The organism is Amycolatopsis sp. CA-126428 (genome assembly GCF_002904335.1).
Classification (GTDB): domain Bacteria; phylum Actinomycetota; class Actinomycetes; order Mycobacteriales; family Pseudonocardiaceae; genus Amycolatopsis.
Genome location: NZ_PPHF01000019.1, coordinates 197,457 through 216,119 on the forward strand (window position 1 = coordinate 197,457; position 18,663 = coordinate 216,119).

An 18,663-nucleotide genomic window follows, 5' to 3' on the forward strand; every position below is an offset into this window, starting at 1 on the left:
GGCTTGCGCCGAGCCCGCCCGCTCCGGTTCACCGTTCCCGCTCGATCAGCGCTGCAGGGTCAGCACGCCCGGCTTGTACGGCAGGAGGCCGTAGTCCATGCCGTCGGAGCTCGGATCGCGCCCCTGGTAGAGCAGCTGCAGGTTGCACGGGTCGACGGTCTTGGTCTGGTCGGGGTTGGTGCGGACCAGGTCGCCGTGGCTGATGTCCCTGGTCCAGGTGGCGCCGCTGTTGGCCTTGCCCGCGAAGGGATTGCTCTCGGTGGCGGCCTGCGGAGTCCACGAGCCGCCCAGGCTGGTGGCGGTGAACGACCGGAAGAAGCGCCCGTTCGCGCCCTGGGCCTCGACGATCATGAGGTACTGGTTCTGGCCCTGGACCTTGTAGACCTCGGGCGCCTCGAACAGGTTGACGGGAGTGTCGCTCATGATCTTCGTGTAGCTCGAGCCGAAACTGCCCGGGAAGTTCCCGATCGGCATGGTGGCGCGGTGGATGCCGCCGTTGTCGTCGGCGAAGAACAGGTACATGTTCGTGCCGTCGCCGATGATGGTCTGGTCGAGCGGGGCCCCGCTGGGAAGGGTGCCGGTGAACAGCGTCTGCTGCGCGGACCAGCCGTTGGGGTTGGTGGGGTCGCTCGAGGTGCGGTAGGAGAAGGTGTCGGGCCAGCCCCACTGGTAGGTGAGCACCCAGATGTTCTTCGGGGCGAAGTAGAACAGCGTCGGCGCGACGGCCCCGATGGACAACGTGTTCTGGCCGGCGGTGGCCATGTCGGACCAGTTCGTGAAGGGGGCGAAGCTCATCGATCCCCAGTTCGATCCGGTGTCGTGCGTCGTGCCGTAGACGACGTGCTTGCCGTTGTAGACGACGCTGGTGAAGTCCTTGAGCGCGACCCACCCGGCCTTCGGGTTCGCCAGCGGGCCGGTCGACGACCAGCGGTACGTCGACGGCAGCGTGCAGGTGGCGCCGCCCCCGTCGACCTGGACGAGCTGCCACTGCTGGTCGTTGCCGGTCCCGCTGCTCGCCTGCACCACGCCGGCGCCGTCGGCCGTCGAAGCGCCCTGCACGCCGGCCACCTTGCCGCTGTTGCGGTTGACCAGCCGGACGTACCCGCTGCCGGAGTCGGCGAGGCCGAACTGCTGGTTGGCGCCGCCGTTGTCGGTCCACTGCACCACGCTGGCGCCGTCGGCGGTGGACGCGCCCAGCACGTCGGCGAGCTTGCCGGAGTGCCGCGCGCGCAGCTTGTAGTTGCCACCGCCGGCGTCCACGAACTGGAACTGCTGGTTGGTGGCGTTGGAGCGGGTCCACTGGATGAGGTTGGCGCCGTCGGCGGTGGAGGCGCCGTTGACGTCGAGGGCCTTGCCGCTGTTGCGGTTCAGCAGGACGTACCAGGCGCTGGTGTCCACAGTGGCGGCCGACGCCGTGGCCGGGGCCACCGTGAGCAGCCCGCCCGCGACGGCCACGACCGCCGCGGCGGCCGACCCCGCCCGGCGGCGCCACCTCGCGGTACGCGCAAGTCCAAGCGACATGGCATCTTTCCTTTCGGCGTGGGACCGCCCGCGCACTGTTAGCGTTAACATTTTGTGGCGGATGCGGTGGGGGAGCAGGAAAGGGCAGGGGGTGGGTGGTCGATCGGCGGTGCGGCTGAACGCAGTAGGAGGACTGTGAACGATTACGTCGGCCGCGTCAAGATGTAACACGAAGGTTTCGAGTTCTTCGGCCGGCTGTCGAATCCGGTGTCGCGCGATCGACGCAGGGGTGAGAGCGACTTCGTGCCCGAGGGTCACGCCGCCGCCGACTGTCCGGACGAAGGGAACGAAGATGGCCAGGACACCACTGCGGCTGTACATGTCCATGTCGGTCGACGGCTACATCGCCGGGCCGGACGACCGGCCGGGCCAGGAACTCGGCCGCGGCGGCGGGCGGCTGTTCGACTGGCTCGACGACCGGATGTCCGAGGGCGTCAACGGGCAGGTGTACGCCGAGGCCTCGTCGACCGGCGCGGTGGTGTCCGGCCGCCGGACGTTCGAGCTGGCCGGGCGGTGGCAGGGCGACCACCACGACGGCGTGCCGATCCACGTGCTCACCCACCGCATCGACCCGGCCGACGAGCCGCCGGGCAGCGCGAAGTTCTACACCGACGTCACCGCGTGTGCGGGCGAGGCCCGGGAAGCGGCGGGAGACCGGGCCGTGCTGGTCCACGGCGCGGGTGCGGCGCGGGCCTTGCTGGCGGCGGGCCAGCTCGACGAGCTCGAACTGCACCTGATCCCGGTCCTGCTGGGCGGCGGCCGCCGCTTGTTCGAGCCGGCCGGGCTCGGCCCCGTCGAACTGGAACCCGTCCGGCGGCTCGAAGGCCGCAACGCCACGCATCTGCGTTACCGCATCGTCCGGGACGGTCCTGAATCGCCGCGGTGAAGCCGGGATCCGCGGCGAGTCCGGCCGGTCGCGCCGGATTCGCTGCGCTGAACGGGTTTTCCCGGTATTGCGGCGGTCGCGGACCGCCTCTGCGGGGAGCGCGTCGCCGCACCCTGGTCCGGCGGCTTGAGCCTTCTCGGCGGCATCGAGTGTGAGGTGTTGTTCTTGGTGGTGGCAGCGGGCTATTGGGCCTGCCTGCCGTTCTGGCGCTGAGGTGACTCTGCGGCCGGCGGGTCAGGCGTCGGCGGGTTCGAGGACGACCACCGGAATCTTGCGCTCGGTGTAGGTCGCATAGGTCGCATAGGGCTTGTAGACCGCCACCGCTCGCTCCCACAAGCGAGCCCGCTCCGCACCTTCGGCGACGCGCGGGCGGACCCGCCGGCGTTCGCCGCCGGGCAGTTCCACCTCGGTGGCCGCCATCGCCGTCAGGTTGTGGAACCACGCCGGGTGGGCGTCCACGCCGCCTTTCGAGGCGACGACGACCAGGCGCGGGGAGTCGTCGACGTAGATCAGGGGGCTGATCCGGGCCTCGCCGGACTTGCGGCCGACGTGGTGCAGCAGCAGCACGGGCGCGCCGCCGAAGAACGACCCGCCCACTCTGCCGCCGGTGGTGCGGAACAGGAACGTGTTGAGCCGCGCCAGGCGGCGCTGCAGCTTCCAGTAGCGGGACGTCGGCGGGGGAGGCTTCATGCCGGCACACTGTCACATAGTGACAAGTGTCGTCAACTGACAAAAGCCTGTCCGTGACGCGGCTGTCGTATGCTGGCCGGCATGGAGAAGCTCGGCCTGCGGGAACGGAAGAAGCAGCGGACGCGGGAAGCGTTGATCGACGCGGCCCACGCGCTGTTCTGCGCCCACGGCTTCGAGGCCACGACCATCGACCAGATCGCCGAATCGGTCGAAGTTTCCTCGCGAACGTTCTTCCGCTACTTCACCTCGAAGGGAGACGTGGCGCTGGCCCTCGCGGACGACCAGATCACGGCGGTGCTCGAGGCGTTCGCCGCGCAACCGGCCGACCGGCCGGTGCTGACCGCGCTGCGGACGGCCGCGGTCGAAGTCATCCGGACGTCCGAGGCCGACACGCGCTTCCACAGCCTGCAGGAGGTGATCTCGGTCAGCCCGGCGCTGACGGCCGCACGCATCGAGCGCGCGACCGCCCGGTTCGACGAGGTGGCGCGGCTGATCGGCGCCCGGATGGGTGTGGACCCGGCCGTGGACCCCCGTCCGTACCTGGTGGCCTCGGTGGCACTGTGCGCGGTGCAGACGGCAGTCGTCGCGTGGCGAGCGGCCGGCCGGCAGGCGCCGGAATCCGAGCTGACCGGGCAGGCGTTCGACCTGCTGTCCACCGGCCTGGACTACCCCGCAGGGCCGACGGCTGCCAGTCAGTGACATCGGGGTGGGACGGCGAGCCCTTCCCGTGTTCCGGTCGGCGCCGCCGCGAACTTCCGCTTGGGTATCCCGGCGCTACTCTCCGCGGAGAACGTCCTTGAGTGCGTCGGGGATGACCGCGGTCGGCAGCATCGCGGTCAGCCGGTCGGTGAGCCGGCTGTCGCGGACGAGGCTTCCCGCGGCGAGGCCGGCGCCGACGGCGGCCGCGTCCGGCTGCCGCCGAGCCCAGGTTCGCGCCAGTTCACCGGCCAGCAGGAGCTGGTAGTCCTCGCGCATGTGCCAGCCGATGCCCGGATCGAGGCGAGTGTTGGCGGCGAAGGCGGATCCCGCGTTGGCGACCTTGCGGGTGAACTGCGCCAGTCCGCGGTCGGGCACGTGCAGGATCCCCAGGGGCCGCTCGGCGGCGAGTTCGCCGAGCGCGGCGCCGGTCGCGCTGTGGTTGCCGACGCCGACCGTCACCCCGGGATCGGCGCGGTGGCACACTTTGTTCCCGATCCGCGTGCCGCGCGCCGACAGCGCCAGGGTGTCGCGCAGGACGTGCGTCGACGGCCACGGACCGCCGCGAGCGGGATCGGCCACCAGGTTGTCGCGGACCATCTCCACGGTGCCGCACCGGCTGTCGACGGCGGCCAGCGCGTCCGGGATCGCCGTCCGGTCCACATCGGTCGCCGCGCCGGGCCAGAGGAACTCGTCGGCGTCACCGTTGATCACCCAGTCGGCGCCGTGCGCCTCCGCGGCGCGCCGGGCCATCGCGGTGACCCACCGGCTCTGCTCGTAGTCGCGGCCCGGCTCGTGCCACAGCTCCAGGACCCCGGCTTCGCGGTAGCGTTCCAGGATTTCGGTGGTGCCGTCGACGGACCCGTTGTCCGTCGCCACGACGAAATCCACCCCCGCGGCGAGGTGGTGCTCCACCGTGGCCGCCACGATGTCGGCCTCGTCGCGCACCAGCAACGTCATCACGATCCGCACTCGCCAACCCCCGGTCGATTTCGAACGGAGCTCAGCATACAAGCCGGAAATCGATCGCCGAGGTCCCTGGCCGAGCCCGGCGTTCGGGGACGCGGCGGCGAGCATCCGTCTGCCCGCCGCCGGAAGACCCGCGATGACCGGGTGGTCAGACTCCCTGCAGTTGATGGAGGTTCAGCGAAGTGCAGGTGCCGTTCGGGTCGTAGACCCAGGCGTCGGTCCGGTAGCTGAAGCGGTAGTCGTCGGCGAAGTTGCGGCCGAACCGGCCGAGCTTGTTGTAGCGGTACGTGCCGTCGGCGAACCGGTCCCAGACCGAGACGGGGCCGGAAGCGCGATTCCAGAACGAGTAGGTGTGGTCCTGCAGGCTCGTGCCTTCGAACCGCCACCCTTCGCAGGGCGCGTAGTTCCCGCTGAAGGCGACGAACGTGCCGGAGTAGTAGTCACCGGTCCAGAAACAGATGCGGTAGTCCACGCAGTCGTTCGCGGAGGCGGCGGCGAACGCCGCCGGCGACAGGACGTGGACGGCCGGTTGGTCACTGGTCGCCGCGGTGGCGGGGCTACCGCTCAGCAGCAGGGCGCAGAGCCCGGCACCGGCGATGAGCGCGGAAGCGAATCTCTTGAAGCGGTGGGTCATGGCAGTTCTCCTTCGAATGGTTCCCGGTCGAAGTCACCCTGATCCGCCGCAGCTGTGAAACGCCTGCAAGGCACTGCATTCCGCTGGTCAGGCCACGGTCGCCGACGTTGCGACCGTTCGTGTGAATCGCGCGCGTTCTTCCACGTTCCTCGACGCGGACCGGTATGCAGGTCCCTGGAGGGGGAGGGGGGAGCATGGCGGCGGAGTTCAGGCTGCTGGGCGAGGTGACCGCGCACGTCGACGGGCGGCCGGTGGATCTCGGACCCGCGCGGCAGCGGTGCGTGCTGGCCGCGCTGGCGGTGGACGCCGGCCGGTTGGTCCCGGTGGAACGGCTGGCCGAGCGGGTGTGGGGGACGGACGTGCCCCGCCGGGGGCGCGCGACGCTGCAGAGCTACCTTTCGCGACTGCGCCGAGCCTTGGCCGCGGACGCCACGGTCGAGATCGTCCTGCGTTCGGGTGGCTACGCCTTGGTGGCGGAGCAGGCGGACCGCGTGGTGGACGTGCACCGGTTCCGTGGCCTGTGCGCGGGCAGCCGGGGCGCGGAGGACGAGCGGGCCAGGGCGTTGCTGGAAGAAGCCCTGGGGCTCTGGCGCGGAGCGGCGCTGACCGGGCTCGACGGCGACTGGGCGGAGGCCGAACGCGACCGGCTGACGAACGAGCGGCAGGAGGCCGAGCACGACCTCACCGACGTCCTCTTGCGGCTGGGACACGGCGAAGACCTGCTCGCCGAGCTGTCCCGGCGCGCCGTCCGGTGGCCGTCGGACGAGCGGGTCGCGGGGCAGTACATGCTGGCCCTGCACCGCGCGGGCCGGACGGCTTCGGCGCTGGCGCACTACCAGCGCGTGCGGGACAGGCTGGTCGAGGAGCTGGGTGCCGATCCCGGAACCGCGCTCCAGGACCTCCACCTGCGGCTCCTCACCGACGCCCCGGCGCCGAGCGGGTCACGGCCCGGCGAGGTGGCGGTCCCGGTACCGCGGCAGTTGCCGCCGGATCCGGTGCGGTTCATCGGACGCGACGCCGAACTCGCCGCGCTCACCGGCGCCTTGGACCGCGCGAGGCGAGCCGGCACGGTGATGATTTCCACGATCACCGGGGCCGGCGGCATCGGCAAGACCTGGCTGGCGCTGCACTGGGCCCACCGGCACGCCGCCGGCTTCGAAGACGGCCAGTTGTACGTCGACCTCCAGGGCTACTCTCCGGCCGCCCTCGCGATGAACCCGGCGACCGCGGTGCGCGGGTTCATCACCGCGCTCGGGTTCGACCCGCAGCTGATCCCGCCCGACCCGCACGCCCAAATCGGCCTGTACCGCAGCCTGGTCGCGGACAAGCGCCTGCTGGTCGTGCTGGAAAACGTCCGGGACAGCAAGCAGGCCACGCCCCTGTTGCCCGGCTCGGCGTCGTGCACCGTGCTGATCACGAGCCGCCACCGGCTCGAAGACCTCGTCGTCGCGCACGGCACGGTCCGGACCGAACCACGCCTTTTCGACGAGTCCGACGCCCGCACCCTGTTCGGCTTGCAGTTGGGCGAGGACCGCGTCACCGCCGAGCCCGACGCGGTGACCGCGCTCGTCGCCGGCTGTGGCGGCCACCCACTCGCACTGGGAATCGCTGCGGCGCGCGCCGGATCGAATCCTTCCCTGACACTGGCATCGCTCGCCGAGGAGGTCATCGACCCGTCGACGCGCCTGGACGCGCTCAGCGCCGGTGAGCTCGGCAGCGATCTGCGCACCGTCCTGGGCTGCTCGTTTCGGGGACTCGGTCCCGAAGCAGCGGCTGTGTTCAGCTTGCTGGGTCTCGTGCCGGGGACCGGCATCAGCACCTCGGCGCTCGCGGCACTCGCCGGTCTCCCCGCCCGGCGAGCCGGCCGGGTGCTCCGCGAACTCGAGGCGTTGTCCCTGGTGTCGCAGTACGTGCCCGGTCGCTACCGGATGCACGATCTGGTGCACCTGTACGCCGCGGAACAACCGCCGGCCGACCACGATGCCGCGTTGCGGCGCTGGGTGGAGTTCTACCTCCACACCGCCTATTCCGGTGAACGGTTGCTGTACCCGCATCGCTTGCCCATCGCCCCGGCGCCGCCTGCGGCGGACTGCGTTCCCGTGCTTCTGCCCGACGAGCCGGCGGCACTGGCGTGGTTCGACACCGAGCATTCGTTGATCCTCGCTGCCCAGCACCTCGCCGCCGAGAAGGGGTGGAACGAGCTGGTCTGGCAGATCGCCTGGTCGCTGAGTGCGTTCCACCGGCGTCGCGGGCACATCCACGCCGACATCAGTGCGTGGCGCGCCGGTTTGGTTGCCACGCAACGCCTTGGCGATACCACTCTCCAGGCCTGGGCGCATCGATTCCTCAGCCATGCGTGCGCGCGGCTCGGCTTGGGGAGGGAAACCGAAGCGGTCCACCACCTCCAGGAAGCGGTTGCCCTCGGCAAGAGCGCGGCCACTTCGCCGGTTCGGGCGTCGCTGGCGTGGACACCGGCGGATCGGCAGGCCATCGACGACATCATCCAGCTCGTCGCCGATTCCCTGCACCTCTACCAATCCGTGCACGATACGCATTGGGAAGCCGACGCCTATGCCGCACTGGGCTGGCTGACCGCCAGAACCGGCAAACTCCGCGAGGCGCACGATTACTGCAGATCCGCGCTCGCCCTGTTTCGGCGGCACCAGGATCACGCGGGTGAATCCGCGGTCCTGGACAGTCTCGGGCACATCGCCCTCCACGCCGGCGAAAACAGCCAGGCGCTGACCTACTACCACGAGGCGTTGTCCATCCGTCGCACCAAAGGCGACACCTACAACGAGGCCGACACGCTGAGCAGAGTCGGCGAAGTGCACGCCGTCAACGGCATGAACGCGGAAGCGCGCGCAGTGTGGCGGCGCGCGCTCGCCCGATCGAAAAACGGTTCGTAGCCGGTTATCCCGGCGGCCGACCGGTCGCCCGCACCCGGAACTCGTTGCCGTCCGGATCCGCCAGTACGACGGTGCCGTCGTGGCCGGCGTCGAGCCGAGTGGCGCCGAGGGAGATCAGGGCGTCGACCGCCGCCCGCTGGTCGCCGTCCGCCGGGAGCAGCTCGAAGCGCTGCCGGTTCGGCCCCTCGGGTGTGCTTTCCCAGGTGTCCCAGGCGATTTTCGTGCCGCCGCGCGGTGATTGGATCGCGGTCTGCTCGCCGCGGTCCCACACCAGGGGCCAGCCCAGCGCCTCACTCCAGAACAGGCCGGCCTGCCGCGAGCCGGCACAGGTGAGCTCGCCCAGCGGGCCGCACCCGGCGAGGTAGTCGTTGCCGGGCTCGATCACGCAGAACTCGTAGCCTGCCGGGTCGGCCAGGACGACGTGCGTCTCCTCGGGTCGCTGCCCGACGTCGAAGTGGCGGCCACCGAGCCGGATCGCCGTGGCGACCGTGTGCCGCTGGTCGTCGAGGTCGGCGCTGGTCAGGTGCAGGTGCATCCGGTTCGCGCCGAGTTGCCCGGCGCGGCCCGGTATGAACCGCAGGCCGAGCTGGGTGTTCGCGCCCGGTAGCAGCAACCCGCCGGTGTCCTCGATGACTTCCCGGCCGAGAACGTCGGCCCAGAAGCGCGCCGGTTCGGCCGGGTTGTCCGCCTCGAAGGTCACCGCCAGCAGTCGCGAACGCATCACCGGAACGTAGACACCGCCGCCACGAGGGGGCAAGGCAATAGGGGACCGGCGGAATCCGAATCGCGGCGATCCAGTGCCGGTGTGTCCCTGAAACATCCTGCCCACGTACGGGTTTCTTCAGGCGGAGTCGCGGGCGAGCAGGCCGTCGACGAGGAGTTGCAGCATGCGGGTGGCCTGGTCGGTGTCGGCGGCGGTCAGCATGATGCCGGCCATGCCGGCGGAGATGTCGGCCGGTCGGACGTCGGTGCGCAGGGTGCCGTCCGCGCGGCCCGCGTCGAGGATGGTGGCGATGGCGACCTCGAGCCGCTCGCGGGTGTGGCCGGAGTTGATCGCGCCGCTGGCGATCACCGCGCGCAGGGCTTCGGCCATGCCGCGTTTCGTGGCGACGAAGTCCTGGTAGCGGCGCATCCATTCGCGCAGGGCTGCGGGCGGCGGCAGCTCGGCAAAGTCGGCGGCATCGGGCTGAGCCACGTCGATCTCGCCCAGCTGCGGCAGGCCCTTCCCGCCGGCATCGTCTGCGTGCAGAACCTGTACAACGTCCTCACCCGGGGCCACGAAGACGTGCTGACCGAGTGCGCCGAGCGGGGCATCGCCTGGGTGCCGTACTGCCCGCTCGGATCGGCTTTCGACCGGCTGCCCAGCGTCACCGACCACCCGGTCGTCGTCGCGCACGCCGGGCGCCTCGGCATCACCCCGGCTCAGGCCGGGCTGGCCTGGCTGCTCGGGCACAGCCCGGCCACGCTGCTGATCCCCGGCACCCGCGACCTCGCCCACCTGGCCGACAACGTCGCGGTCGCCCGGATCGAGCTGGACCACGAAGCGACGACGGCCTTCGACGCTCTGGCGCAGCGGCCGGGAACGCCCACCTGACACCGAAAAGAGGTTCGCTCCACCCGCGGCCTCGGCCTCGCGCACCAGCCGCAGCGCCTCGTCACCGCGCCTGACCAGCTCCGCCGCGTCGCGGAAACTGCCCGCGAACTCGCTGAGCAGGGGCGGCGCGCCGCATCCGGCCAGTTCGGTGCCGCCTTGGCGACCTCGGTGTCGTAGTTCTCACGAGCGGACTGGCGCTGCACCACGAGGGCGCGCCGCAGGAACGCGGTGAGGTTGCGGTTGCCGATCGCCGACCCGAGCCGGGCAACCGCGGGTGGCCGCGGGTGCACCGGCTCGTGGGCGCGCGCGACCTCGGCCGCATGATCGGGGTGGCGCAAGTGCTCGGGCACCGGTCCACGGTGACCCGTCGGCTTTTACCGACCGGACGCGCCTTTGCAGGCGGGGCGCGTCGCCCTTTCGGGCAACCCTCAGCCGGCGCAGGTCCAGCTGGCCGGCACCAACGTCTTGCCGTCCGCCGAGGGGCGCTGTCCGGCGAGTTCGCCGTCCTCCGTCACCACCTGGACCCAGCGTTCCGAGGTGATGTTGCCGGTGAACGTGGAATCGCGCCACACACCCAGTTCCCGCGCGGTGCCGCCGACGGGCGTGTACGAGGCAACCATCAGGCCGTGGGAGTTGATCCCTCGCGGGGAGGGGCGATCCTGCGCCTCGTACCGGTACACCAGGCTTCCGGTCGCGTCCCACTTGTGCAGGCTGGTGTAGTCGCCGAAGGCCTGGCCGAGGGCGTAACCGCCCTGGAACTTCTGGACCTGGAGGTCGGGAGAGCCGGCGAGCCGGTGGGTGGTCCCGTCCGGCGACCACACCGATCCCTTCTCGGTCACCACGTTGCCCGCGTTGTCGATGCCGACCGCCACGTCGTCGGCGACGATCTGGTAGGTGCCCGGCCGGTCTCGTTTCCACACGACGCTCTGGTAGGGACCAGGGGCGGCGAAAGAGGTACCGACGATGTCACCGGAATCGTTGATGGCCGTGGCGGACACGCTCGCCCCGGCGGGGCCGGGGAGCGTCTGGAACGTGCCGTCGCGGTACACGAAGGCCGCGTTCGAGAGCCCGTTGTAGCCCACGATCTCGCCGCTGCCGTTGACCCCGAGAACGTAGATGGACCTGCTGGCCGGCGCGTTCACGTCGAGGAGGGCACCGTGGTGCCACAGCAAGACCCTTCCGTCGGTTGCTTGACCGGCCAGGTAGCCGTCCGCGCCCGCGGCCCACACCGCTCCGCTCGTGGCACCCGCCGGCAACGGCAGGGCCGACGACGTCCAGGTGCATTGATCCAGAGTTCGCGCTTGAGCGGGAACGGATCCCCCGGACAGTGCCACCAACGCAGCACAAACGACCAAGATGCGACGCATTTGTTTCCCCCCAGGGTCGCTGAAACGTGCCAACCGTACCACGCCGGCCAGGGTGCGTGGAGATCTTTTCCGGCCGGCCTGCTGCCGGCGGCACCGGCGATTCGGAGATCGCCGGGCCGGGCGTGCGGCCACCATGGTGTCCACTGTGGACCGGATCGGGCCTGGGATGTGGATCAGTTCGCTGGTTGCGGCTCGAACAAGCCAGGACCAGGCAGATCTGGTCGTAACGCGCCGGCCGGTGCATCCTGGTTGACATGCCTGACCAGCCGCGGGTGCACAACGTCGTCAACGGCCATGTGACGGGAATGGTTGTGCAGGCCGGAGAAGTCGTCATCGCCCGGGTGCCGCCGCCGCCTCGGCAGTTGCCTGCCGCGCCGGCACGGTTCGTGGGCCGGGCCGGTGACTTGGCCGATTTGGCCGGCGGCCCCGGGGTGCACGTGATAGCCGGGATCGGCGGAATCGGCAAGACGTGGCTGGCGGTGCACTGGGCGCACACCCACCGGCACCGGTTTCCGGACGGTCAGCTGTTCGTCGATCTGCGCGGGTTTTCGCCGGATCGACCGATGGTTCCCGCGGTCGCGGTGCGGGGGTTCCTCGACGCTCTCGGAGCCGTCGACGTCCCACCTGATCCGCATGCTCAAGTCGCGCTCTACCGAAGCTTGACCGCGGACAAGCGGCTGTTGGTGGTCCTCGACAACGCTGCTGACGCGGTCCAGGTGGAGCCACTGCTGCCCGGTGGGTCATCCTGCTCGGTCCTGGTGACCAGCCGCCGTCGACTCAGCTCGCTGAACACCCGGCACGGCGCCGTGCACCTGCGGCTCGGCGTGCTCGGCGACGCCGAGTCCCGCGACTTGCTGGCCGCGCGACTCGGATCGGCCCGGGTCGCCTCGGATCCCGCGGCTGTGCGGCGGATCGTGGAGCATTGTGCGGGACTGCCGCTCGCCCTGGCGGTCGTGGGCAGCCGCGGCCAGATGGACCCGGAGACGTCGCTGGCACGGATCGCCGACGAGCTGGGCCGGCTCGATGACGAAGACCCGGCCAACAGCGTGCCTGCGGCGCTGTCGTGGTCGCTGCGCGCGTTGACCAAGACGCAGTCGCGTCTCCTCGGGCTGCTTGCCGCCGCCCCAGGCCCGGACATCGGGCTCGCCGCCCTGGCGAGCCTCGCCGGACCGGAATCCGACCTGCCGGCTCTGGAGCGCCTTTGCCTGCTGGAACGGGTGGCCGGCGGGCGGTACCGCATGCACGACCTGCTCCGTGCCCAAGTCCGCGCCGAAGACGTCGAGGCCACGCGCCGGGTGATCGACCACTACCTGTACACGGCCGACTCGGCGGACCGCCGGCTCCAGCCGTACGGTGCACCCGCGGAATTGCCGCCGATGTCGCGGGGATGCCGGCCGGAGGCGCTCAGTGGCGTCGATGCGGCGCTGGCCTGGTTCGACGCGGAACACCAGTGCCTGCTTGCCGCGGTCGACACCGCCGCGGAGCACGGGTGGCACGACGTGGTCTGGCACCTGGCGCGAACGTTGACGACCTACCACCACCGACGAGACCACGCCGACGCCGACATCCGGACCTGGGGACTTGCCCTGCGCGCCCGAACGCCGAGTCCGGCCTTGATCACTTCCCATCGACGTCTCGGCGAAGCTCTCACTCGTGCCCACCGGAATGCGGAAGGGCTGACACACCTGAGGGAAGCAGGCGTCCTCGCCGCGCGGTCGGGGGATCTGTACCAGCTCTCGCACACACATCGTGCGCTGGCTTGGGCCCTCGGCCGCCAGGACGAGAACGCCGAGGCGGTGAACCACGCTCAGGAGAACCTGCGGCTGTCCAGGGAACTCCGCGACACGATCAGCGAAGCCCACGCCCTGAACGCGGTCGCGTGGTTCACCGCCCGGCTCGGCGACCTCGATCGGGCCCGGTCGTTCGGCGAGGCCGCTCTCGCCCTGGGGCCCAATCCGGAGGGCGAGGCGTCCTGCCGGGAAACCCTCGCCCACATCGAGTACCTCGCCCACCGGCCGGCCGAGTCGATCGAGCACTACGAGCGAGCCCTCACCCTGCGCCGTTCCCACGGATATCTCCGGCACAGAGCCAATACCCTGGACAGGATGGTCGCCCCGCTGCGCGCCTTGGGCCGGGATGAGGAGGCCGAAGCCCGATCCCGGGAGGCAAGGGAACTGTTCGCCCGGCTCCGGGAATGACCCGGCAGACCACGACCACGACACACTCATCGGCGTGGGATGCTCACCGGCCGCGCCTCGGGCGCCGGGACGTGCTGGCACGACGCCTGGGGATTCGCCGGTGCCGGCCCTGGACACACCTGGTCCACCGGGGTGGGGCCGGGCAGCCCCACCGGGCGGAGATCTTCGGCACGGCGGCGGCCTGCGCCACCGCGCCCTCCGACCACTGCGCTACTGAGCTTGCCGCCGGGGGTGGTGTTCAGGGCAGGCTGAAGAACGCGAGGCCCAGCGGGGAGTGGCCCGGGACGGCGATCCGGACCGGGCCGCCGATGCGGGGTTCGCCCAGCACGCGGAGGTGGCCCGTCCGCTCGATGTGGCGGGTCAGGACGTCGTCGGTGCTGGTCAACTTGAACGCCAGCTCGGTGCCGTCGGGAGTTCGGGCCAGCCGCCAGGGCTCGGCCGCCGCCGGGCCGATGACCTGTAGTTCCGTCCACGTTGCCGGGAGCCGGGAGCGGAAGCGCACCGAGTCGACCAGTGCGGCCACCGCCGCGAAACCGGCGATGAACGCCGAGCTGACGAGCGGCGCGCGCCACGGTCCGTCCGGCAGCAGCGTGAGCGCCGCCAAGGCGGCGGACAGCACCGCGCAGATGCCGGCGATGGCGCGGGAAGCCCGCACCCGGGCGCGCGTGGCCGCCACGACGACCGTGTCTTCATCCGGTGGCACGGCGGGGGTTCCCGGATCGCCGGGAACCGGCTCGGGTCGTGCCTGCGTGCGCCGCAGCTCCCGGAGCGCGGCCACCGGCCGGATCGGGTTCCTGCCGGACTTCGTGATCCCCACGCGCCGAGAGTACGCCACGGGCGGGCCTCGGACGGCCGTCGAGAGCGCCACTCCAGGCTCGGTCACCGGTGGCACTCCGGCAGGCGGTGCAGGATTTCGACGATCCGCCGGAACTGCTCGGCGGTCGCGGCGTGCCCCGCGTCCACCGAGTGGACGTCGAAGCGGTTGTCCGGGGTCAGCCGGTCGGCTTCGGTGATCATCCGGTCCTGCAGCGCGAGGGGGATCATCCGGTCCGCGGTGTGCCGGATGTAGGTCCGCGGGATGCGGCCCCAAGTGTCCGGCCGGACCTGGGAGTTCTCCCGGCCCACGGTCAGCGATTCGTCGGGGTGCAGGGAAGCGAGCATGGCGTGGAACTCGGCGTCGCTCGCGCCGGCCATCAGCACCTTTTTCAGCCTGGTCAGGGTTTCGACGTCGGCGGTGCGGTAGTTGGCCCGCACCGCGCCGATGACCGCGGGGTCGGCGACCACCAGGGCGGCGACCTCGCCGGCCAGGGTCGTCGAACCCTCCGGCGTGGTCAGGTAGTCCTCCGGGCAGGCCAGGTCCACGCAGCAGAACGCGCTGTCGTAGACGATCCGGTCGATCAGGTGGGGCACCGCGTTGCCGACCCGGTTCAGCGTCGCTCCGCCCATGCTGCCGCCGTAGAGCACGACCGGGCCGAACTCGGCGACCGTGCGGACCGTTTCGATCGCCGCCGCGGCGTACGCGTCGAGGCCGACACCCGCCATCGGCGACGGCCGGGTCGCCAGGGACGCCGGGTCCTGCGGGCACTGGTAGTCGAGGGCGAACTGGGCGTCGGTGGCGCGGTGCCCCGGCAGGTCCACCCCCACGGTGCGGTGCCCACGCAGCGACAGCGCGTCGATCCCGCCCGGGTTCCCGCTCGCACCGGTGACGACCACGAACGTCGTCGTGCGGCCCCGGCCGGTGCGGGCCTGGGCCATCGCGCCGCCTCCGGCCAGGGTGAGCCCGCCGGCCGTCACGCCGAGTGCCGCCGCGCGCAACGCCGTGCGCCTGGAATGCCGTGTTTTCGTCATGACGCCCAGGGAACCGCGCCGGGCTGTCCCGGGGTAAGCGGTGAAGGTGGACATCGGGGGCGACGAAAGTTGATGGGCGGTGTGAGAGGGCACGCCGTCAGAGCAGGGCCGGGTCGGCGAGGGCCCGGCTGCTGACGTCGGGGACGTAGGCACCCAGCGCGGCGACGAGCTTGCGGATGCCGCTGCGGGTTTCGGTGGTCAGCGCAGCGGTGCGGGCCACGTCGAGTTCGTTGGCGATGGTCAGGAAAGCGAAGTCGGTCAGGTCGTCGGCGGCCAGGGGGACGGTCTCGCCGGTGAAGCGGTCCGTGAGCGGCAGCGGTGTCGTGCCGAGGTGGGCGTAGGTCCTGCTCCGGTCGCACCCGCCGTAGAGGTGGACGAGGGCCTCGGCGTCGTCGCCGATGGCCGCGCGCAGGCGGGCCCGGCGATCCGGCGGCAGCAGCGGGTGCGGGAAACCGTCGGTGCCGTAGGTGGCGTGGCACAGCGCGGCGAGGCGGGCGCGCCGGCTCCCGCCCCACTCGGCCACCTGATCGCGGACGCGCCGGAGGTGGTCGAGGAGATGGCCGCCGGGGTGGCCGGCCCGCTCCGCGCCGAGCTCGCGCAGGAGCGCGAGCGCGGGCCACTCGGTGGTGGCGGCGGCGAGGGTTTCGGCCAGCGCCACCGGCTGGTCCCGGGCGATCAGGTGCCCGGCCCCGGGGATGCGGGTCACCACGGCGTGCGGAGCCTGACGCAGCAAGCGGTCGACGTCGTCGTCGGTGACGGGCGACCCGTCGCCGCCGCGCACCAGCAGGATCGGCAGGTCGAGCCGGGCGGTGATCTCTCGCAGCCGGGGAACCCCGGCCAGGATGTCTTCGACGAGTCCGGCGTGCGTGTCGAGCAGGCCGCCGGCGGCGAGGAAGCGGCGGACCCGGCCCGGATCCAGACCGGGGACGACGTCCACCAGCACGAGACCCGCCACCCTGGCCCGGACCGCCGGGTCGCCGAGGGCGGCGATGGCGGCGAGCCCGCCCAGGGAGGCGCCCACGACCACGCAGCCCGGCGGTTCGGCGTGGAGCATGGCGGCGACGTCGTCCGCGCAGAGCGCGAGCGTCCGCGGCGAGCCGGCACTCTCACCGTGCCCGCGTTGGTCGAAGGCCACGCACCGGAACCCGGCCTCGGCGAGGACGTCGGTGACCGGCGTCCAGACCCGGCGCCGCTCACCGCCGGCGTGCAGCAGCAGAACGGTCGGTCCGGCGCCGGTCTCGTGTCCGATGAGGACCGCGTCCGGACGTGCGAGGCGTCGCTCCGAAACGAGCACGGCGGCCCCCCTCTACCTTGTGGTGTCAAGGTAGGACCGTAGGCCCCGTACTTTGACCAGTCAAGGTATGGTGGCGGCGTGACCTCTCCGCGTGTGCGCCGTCCTCCCGAGGAGGCCCGGCGCCTGATCCTGGACGCCGCCGAGCGGATCCTGGCCGAGGGTGGCGTCGCCGCGGTGCAGGTCCGGGCCGTCGCCGCGCGGGTCGGCATGACCGACGCCGGGATCAGCCACCACTTCGGCGGCCGCGACCACCTCCTGGAAGCGCTGCTGCGGCACGGCGGCCGGAAGATCCGCGCCGGGGTGGCGGCGGTGCTGCGGTCCTGGCTCGATCGCGGCGCCGACCTCGGTGAGCTCGTCGACACGCTGGCCGCGTTCTACCGCGATGGCTACGGCGAACTGGCCGTGGCGCTGCACGCCGCCGGGTGGCGGGACCGGGGCTCGGGGATGCTCGCCCCGGTCGTCGACGCGCTGCACGCCATGCGGACCGACGCGGCGGACTTCGAGGACACCCGGCTCGCCGTGGCCGCTCTTCACCAGGCCCTCGTCACCGAGTCCTTGTACGGTCCCGTGTTCCGCCGCAGTGCCGGCGTCACGGGCCGGGCGGCCACGGCCAGCGGCCCGCAGCTGCGCTGGTGGGCCGCGCACCTCTCGCGCTCACTCGGCCTTTCCTAGCGCCGGTCCGGACGACCTCTGCGCGCTGCTCCGCGTCTCGGCCGGCCAGGACGACCCCGACCGGCTGTGCGGCCCGCTCAACTTCCACCACTTCCTGACCATCGACGAGATGATCGGGATGCACCGCATGCTGACCGACGCCGTCGGCGACCTGGCCACCCCCGTCGGGCAACCCGCCTGCTACTGGTGGACCGTGTCGCCGTCCTGGCTGCCGTTCCTCGCCTTCGAAGGCGACTGCTACCTGGTGGACCTCGACCCCGGCGAGCGGGGCACCCCCGGCCAGGTCGTGTTCCGCCCCGACGTGCCGGACCTCGGCGCACCCCAGGCGCCGTCGCTCGCCGCGTTCCTCACCTGCGCCGCCGACCTCGTCGAAGCCGGGCACGCCTCCGTGGAAGAAAGCACCCTCGCCCTCCTCGACCTGTACTGAACCGCCCCGGCCGGCCGTCGCGACCGGGTGGTCCTGCTGGTGACCGGTGGGGGAGTGCGGTACAACCGGAAGCGTGGCCGAGCGCGTCCGGCGTCCTGACCCGCACGTTTCCGTCGAGCGTGACGTGCTGGTGCGGTACCTCGACGCGTGGACGGCGACCGTGCTGCGGTCTCCGCGCGGCGCCACGTACGTCGAATGCGGGGATTTCGCCGCCGATGCCTTCCGGGTCTTCGGCGAGTTCGCCGACCGGCTGGCCGGTCACCCCCTGGAGGCGGTCCTCGTCGGACGGCCGATCCCGCCGGGCGGCGCTCCGGCCGGGCTGGCCGTCCGGACCGTCGCCGACCTCGGGGAGGTCGAGGTGCCCGGGCCGATGCTGGCGCACCTGTCCGGCGCCTGGCCGCCGGCGCTGCTGCGGGGCAAGGCGCACGAGGTCCTGCTCTCGGCCGAGCCGGACCCGGACCACCGGGACCGGCTGTGGGCGGTGGGCCTCGGGTGCGTGGTGGCGGTGGACCTGGTGGCCGACGACGGAACCGCGCGGACGCTGGTGTTCGCGACGGCGGACACCCGGCACCTGGCGACGTTCAAGACCGAGCTGTGGGCGGTGGACGAGTTCGCGGGCATCCGCTACCGCGACCCGCGTGACGCCGAAGGAGCGCTGGTGGACATCTCGCTCACCCCGCAGCTGCTGCCGTTGCGGCGGGCACTGCTGGCGGAACTGGCCCGGCGGGGTTCCCGCACGGTCGCCGAGCTGCAGCGGTTCACGCTGCTCGAGACGATCTACCGGGCCGAGGACGCCGTGGGTGCGCTGACCGCCGCCGTGGCGGCCGGCCAGCTCACGCGGGAACCCGAGAAGGGCCGGCTGGGCTCCCGCACGGTCCTCTCGGCGGGCTAGGTGGCTGGTGTTTTAGTTGGTGAGGGATCGGGGTGTGTCGGTCGCTGGGCTTGGGTGATCGGCCGG

18 protein-coding genes are annotated in these 18,663 nt (G+C 71.7%); 8 read left to right on the plus strand and 10 right to left on the minus strand.

Translation table 11 applies throughout. The annotated features are described in order from the left end of the window. Positions 1–45 precede the first annotated feature (45 nt). Positions 46–1,521 carry a non-reducing end alpha-L-arabinofuranosidase family hydrolase gene (locus tag C2L58_RS05150; RefSeq protein ID WP_103336244.1) on the minus strand — a complete coding sequence of 492 codons (1,476 nt, stop codon included), beginning with the start codon at positions 1,519–1,521 and terminating at the stop codon, positions 46–48. Positions 1,522–1,813: 292 nt separating this feature from the next. Here C2L58_RS05150 and C2L58_RS05155 point away from each other — a divergent pair, with 292 nt between their 5' ends. Further along, on the plus strand, positions 1,814–2,407 hold the full coding sequence (locus C2L58_RS05155; protein ID WP_103336246.1) for a dihydrofolate reductase family protein: 594 nt from the start codon (positions 1,814–1,816) through the stop codon (positions 2,405–2,407). A 234-nt stretch (positions 2,408–2,641) separates the two neighbouring features. Here the strand turns inward: C2L58_RS05155 and C2L58_RS05160 are convergent, their stop codons facing one another. Further along, on the minus strand, positions 2,642–3,097 hold the full coding sequence (locus tag C2L58_RS05160; protein ID WP_103336248.1) for a nitroreductase/quinone reductase family protein: 456 nt from the start codon (positions 3,095–3,097) through the stop codon (positions 2,642–2,644). A gap of 81 nt (positions 3,098–3,178) precedes the next feature. Between C2L58_RS05160 and C2L58_RS05165 the strand changes: the two genes are divergently transcribed. Next, positions 3,179–3,796, plus strand: a complete 618-nt coding sequence (locus C2L58_RS05165) for a TetR family transcriptional regulator (RefSeq protein ID WP_103336297.1) — start codon at positions 3,179–3,181, stop codon at positions 3,794–3,796. 75 nt (positions 3,797–3,871) lie between these two features. Here the strand turns inward: C2L58_RS05165 and C2L58_RS05170 are convergent, their stop codons facing one another. Further along, complete coding sequence (locus C2L58_RS05170; RefSeq protein WP_158264080.1) at positions 3,872–4,765, minus strand: glycosyltransferase family 2 protein; 894 nt, start codon at positions 4,763–4,765, stop codon at positions 3,872–3,874. A gap of 145 nt (positions 4,766–4,910) precedes the next feature. Next, positions 4,911–5,396, minus strand: a complete 486-nt coding sequence (locus C2L58_RS05175) for a peptidase inhibitor family I36 protein (protein ID WP_103336252.1) — start codon at positions 5,394–5,396, stop codon at positions 4,911–4,913. A 194-nt stretch (positions 5,397–5,590) separates the two neighbouring features. On the opposite strand from C2L58_RS05175, the gene C2L58_RS05180 reads away from it, so the two are divergent. Then, positions 5,591–8,305, plus strand: a complete 2,715-nt coding sequence (locus tag C2L58_RS05180; RefSeq protein WP_158264081.1) for an AfsR/SARP family transcriptional regulator — start codon at positions 5,591–5,593, stop codon at positions 8,303–8,305. A gap of 4 nt (positions 8,306–8,309) precedes the next feature. On the opposite strand, the gene C2L58_RS05185 is transcribed toward C2L58_RS05180, so the two are convergent. Together C2L58_RS05185 and C2L58_RS05190 are read right to left on the minus strand one after the other, a co-directional pair. Beyond that, positions 8,310–9,026, minus strand: coding sequence for a VOC family protein (locus tag C2L58_RS05185; protein WP_199191103.1), 717 nt, complete (start codon positions 9,024–9,026; stop codon positions 8,310–8,312). 120 nt (positions 9,027–9,146) lie between these two features. Continuing rightward, positions 9,147–9,500, minus strand: a complete 354-nt coding sequence (locus C2L58_RS05190; RefSeq protein WP_233225559.1) for an SbtR family transcriptional regulator — start codon at positions 9,498–9,500, stop codon at positions 9,147–9,149. Between the two features lie 15 nt (positions 9,501–9,515). Here C2L58_RS05190 and C2L58_RS05195 point away from each other — a divergent pair, with 15 nt between their 5' ends. Beyond that, entirely contained in the window at positions 9,516–9,899 is a 384-nt protein-coding gene (locus C2L58_RS05195; protein WP_233225558.1) for an aldo/keto reductase, read from the plus strand. Between the two features lie 428 nt (positions 9,900–10,327). On the opposite strand, the gene C2L58_RS05200 is transcribed toward C2L58_RS05195, so the two are convergent. Beyond that, positions 10,328–11,071 carry a hypothetical protein gene (locus C2L58_RS05200; protein WP_146073527.1) on the minus strand — a complete coding sequence of 248 codons (744 nt, stop codon included), beginning with the start codon at positions 11,069–11,071 and terminating at the stop codon, positions 10,328–10,330. Between the two features lie 449 nt (positions 11,072–11,520). Between C2L58_RS05200 and C2L58_RS05205 the strand changes: the two genes are divergently transcribed. Then, positions 11,521–13,464, plus strand: coding sequence for an ATP-binding protein (locus C2L58_RS05205; RefSeq protein WP_103336259.1), 1,944 nt, complete (start codon positions 11,521–11,523; stop codon positions 13,462–13,464). A gap of 238 nt (positions 13,465–13,702) precedes the next feature. Here the strand turns inward: C2L58_RS05205 and C2L58_RS05210 are convergent, their stop codons facing one another. The 3 genes from C2L58_RS05210 to C2L58_RS05220 form a co-directional block, all read right to left on the minus strand. Further along, positions 13,703–14,281: a hypothetical protein gene (locus C2L58_RS05210; protein WP_146073528.1), complete on the minus strand. Its 579-nt coding sequence runs from the start codon at positions 14,279–14,281 to the stop codon at positions 13,703–13,705. Between the two features lie 62 nt (positions 14,282–14,343). Next, a complete protein-coding gene (locus C2L58_RS05215) occupies positions 14,344–15,312 on the minus strand; it encodes an alpha/beta fold hydrolase (protein ID WP_103336262.1) in 969 nt (322 codons plus the stop codon). Positions 15,313–15,409: 97 nt separating this feature from the next. Then, complete coding sequence (locus C2L58_RS05220) at positions 15,410–16,606, minus strand: alpha/beta fold hydrolase (protein WP_103336263.1); 1,197 nt, start codon at positions 16,604–16,606, stop codon at positions 15,410–15,412. A 78-nt stretch (positions 16,607–16,684) separates the two neighbouring features. On the opposite strand from C2L58_RS05220, the gene C2L58_RS05225 reads away from it, so the two are divergent. The 3 genes from C2L58_RS05225 (at position 16,685) to C2L58_RS05235 (ending at position 18,597) form a co-directional block, all read left to right on the plus strand. After that, complete coding sequence (locus tag C2L58_RS05225) at positions 16,685–17,278, plus strand: TetR/AcrR family transcriptional regulator (protein WP_233225554.1); 594 nt, start codon at positions 16,685–16,687, stop codon at positions 17,276–17,278. Further along, entirely contained in the window at positions 17,187–17,705 is a 519-nt protein-coding gene (locus C2L58_RS48480; RefSeq protein WP_146073529.1) for an SMI1/KNR4 family protein, read from the plus strand. The genes C2L58_RS05225 and C2L58_RS48480 overlap by 92 nt, the downstream gene beginning before the upstream one ends. Positions 17,706–17,778: 73 nt before the next feature. After that, complete coding sequence (locus tag C2L58_RS05235) at positions 17,779–18,597, plus strand: hypothetical protein (RefSeq protein ID WP_103336268.1); 819 nt, start codon at positions 17,779–17,781, stop codon at positions 18,595–18,597. Positions 18,598–18,663: the final 66 nt, after the last annotated feature.